The following is a 2,149-nucleotide window of genomic DNA, read 5'->3' as shown; positions in this document are numbered from 1 at the left end:
ATAGAGGGACGCGGCACCCGGCTCGGGACGCGGATCACGCTCACCCGGAGCCAGACCACGGACGCGGTCCACGACCTGGCGCAGGTGTTCCGGTGTCGTGCCGCAGCAGCCGCCCACGAGACCGACCCCGAACTCACGCACGAAGTTCTGGTGCGCCTCCGCCAACGCCGCGCCGGACAGGGGGTAGTGGGCGCCGTCCTTGCCCAGGACCGGCAGACCCGCGTTGGGCATGCAGGACAGGCCCACTCGGGCATGGCGGGCGAGGTAGCGCAGGTGCTCGCTCATCTCGGCCGGGCCGGTGGCGCAGTTCAGGCCGATCATGTCGATGCCGAGCGGCTCCAGCGCGGTCAGGGCCGCGCCGATCTCCGAGCCGAGCAGCATGGTGCCGGTGGTCTCCACCGTCACCGACACGATCACCGGCAGGTCCAGGCCGAGGGCCTGAAGGCCGCGCCGGGCGCCGAGCACGGCGGCCCTGGTCTGCAGCAGGTCCTGTGTCGTCTCCACCAGCAGCGCGTCGGCTCCGCCGGTGGCCAGCCCCTCGGCGTTGCGCTGGTAGGCGTCGCGCAGCGTGGCGTAAGGGGCGTGGCCGAGCGTGGGCAGCTTGGTGCCCGGGCCGATGGAGCCGAGGACCCAGCGGGGGCGGCCGTCCCGCGCGGTGAACTCGTCGGCGACCTCTCGGGCCACCCGGGCACCCGCCTCGGACAACTCGTACACCCGGTCGGGGATGTCGTACTCGCCGAGCGCGGAGTGGTTGGCCCCGAAGGTGTTCGTCTCGACGCAGTCCACACCCACGGCGTAGTACGCCTCGTGCACGGAGCGGACGATGTCGGGGCGGGTCAGGTTGAGGATCTCGTTGCAGCCCTCGAGCTGCTGGAAGTCGTCGAGGGTCGGCTCCTGGGCCTGGAGCATGGTGCCCATCGCTCCGTCGGCGACCACCACACGGCCGGCGAGCGCCTCGCGGAGCGCGGACACACGGGTCCGGCTGTCGGCGTTCATGACGGCTCACCGAGGACGGGCGCGAGCGGCGCGGCCGCGTCGGGACCGTAGGCCCGCTCGACGATGGCGGCCAGCTGCGCCGGGTCGACCTCGTGGGCCTGCGAGCCCACCGCGCCGAGAGCGACGGAGGCCAGCGCGCATCCCAGTCGGGCCGCGGGCTCCAGCGCCACACCGTGACTGACGGCGGCGAGGAATCCGGCGCGGAAGGCGTCACCGCCACCGGTCGGATCGGCCGGGTCGATGCCGGGGACGGCGGGGACGGTGAGGGGGGACAGTCCCGCGCGCTCCATGCGGACGCCCCCGGCGCCGAGCGTCGTGATCCAGGTGCCGACGGCCGCCAGGACCTCGTCGCGGCTCCAGCCGGTGTGCTCCATCAGCAGTGCGGCTTCGTACTCGTTGGTGAACAGCCAGGTGGCGCCGTCCACCAGAGCACGGACCTGATCGCCGTCCAGGCGGGCCAGCTGCTGCGAGGGATCGGCCGCGAAGGGGATGCCGAGGTCCCGGCACTCGGCCGTGTGGCGCAGCATCGCCGACGGGTCGTCCGGCGAGATCAGTACCAGGCCGGGCCGTTCGGCACCGGCCAGGACCGCGCCCAGGTCGATGTCGCACGCCTCGCTCATCGCACCCGCGTAGAACGCGGCGATCTGGTTGGCGTCCTCGTCCGTGATGCACATGAAGCGGGCCGTCTGCCGTTCGCCGGAGACGCGTACGCCGCCTGTGTCGACGCCGTGCTCCTTCAGCCAGACCTCGTACTCGGCGAAGTCGGTGCCGACCGCCCCGACCAGCAGGGGCGACAGCCCGAAGCCGCCGAGTCCGAAGGCGATGTTGGCCGCGACGCCGCCGAAGCGCACTTCGAGCCCGTCGACGAGGAACGAGAGCGAGACATGCGCGAGCTGGTCGGGAAGCAGCTGGTCCGCGAACCGCCCGGGGAAGACCATCAGATGGTCGGTGGCTATGGATCCTGTCACCGCGATGCGCACGAGACTCCTTCGGTCGCTTAGGTCGCTGGTCGCCGGTGGCGCGCGGCCGGCCGTGGGCGCCGGCCCGGCCGTCCGGGTGCCGGGTTCACAGGCCCGCGGCTGCCTTGAGCAGCTCGGCGCGGTCGGTGCGCTCCCAGGTGAAGTCGGGCAGCTCGCGGCCGAAGTGGCCGTAG

2 protein-coding genes are annotated in these 2,149 nt (G+C 72.7%); both read right to left on the bottom strand.

Going from position 1 to position 2,149, the window contains the following annotated elements:
- A partial coding sequence (locus JK359_RS38425; RefSeq protein ID WP_201844367.1) for a homocysteine S-methyltransferase family protein occupies nucleotides 1-996 on the bottom strand: 996 nt, incomplete at its 3' end.
- Nucleotides 993-1,976, bottom strand: coding sequence for a carbohydrate kinase family protein (locus tag JK359_RS38420; protein ID WP_201844365.1), 984 nt, complete (start codon nucleotides 1,974-1,976; stop codon nucleotides 993-995). The genes JK359_RS38420 and JK359_RS38425, both read right to left, overlap by 4 nt.
- Nucleotides 1,977-2,149 lie beyond the last annotated feature (173 nt).

The sequence above is a fragment of the Streptomyces actinomycinicus genome (genome assembly GCF_016741775.1).
GTDB lineage: Bacteria > Actinomycetota > Actinomycetes > Streptomycetales > Streptomycetaceae > Streptomyces > Streptomyces actinomycinicus.
This window is presented reverse-complemented; position numbering and strand designations above follow the sequence as displayed.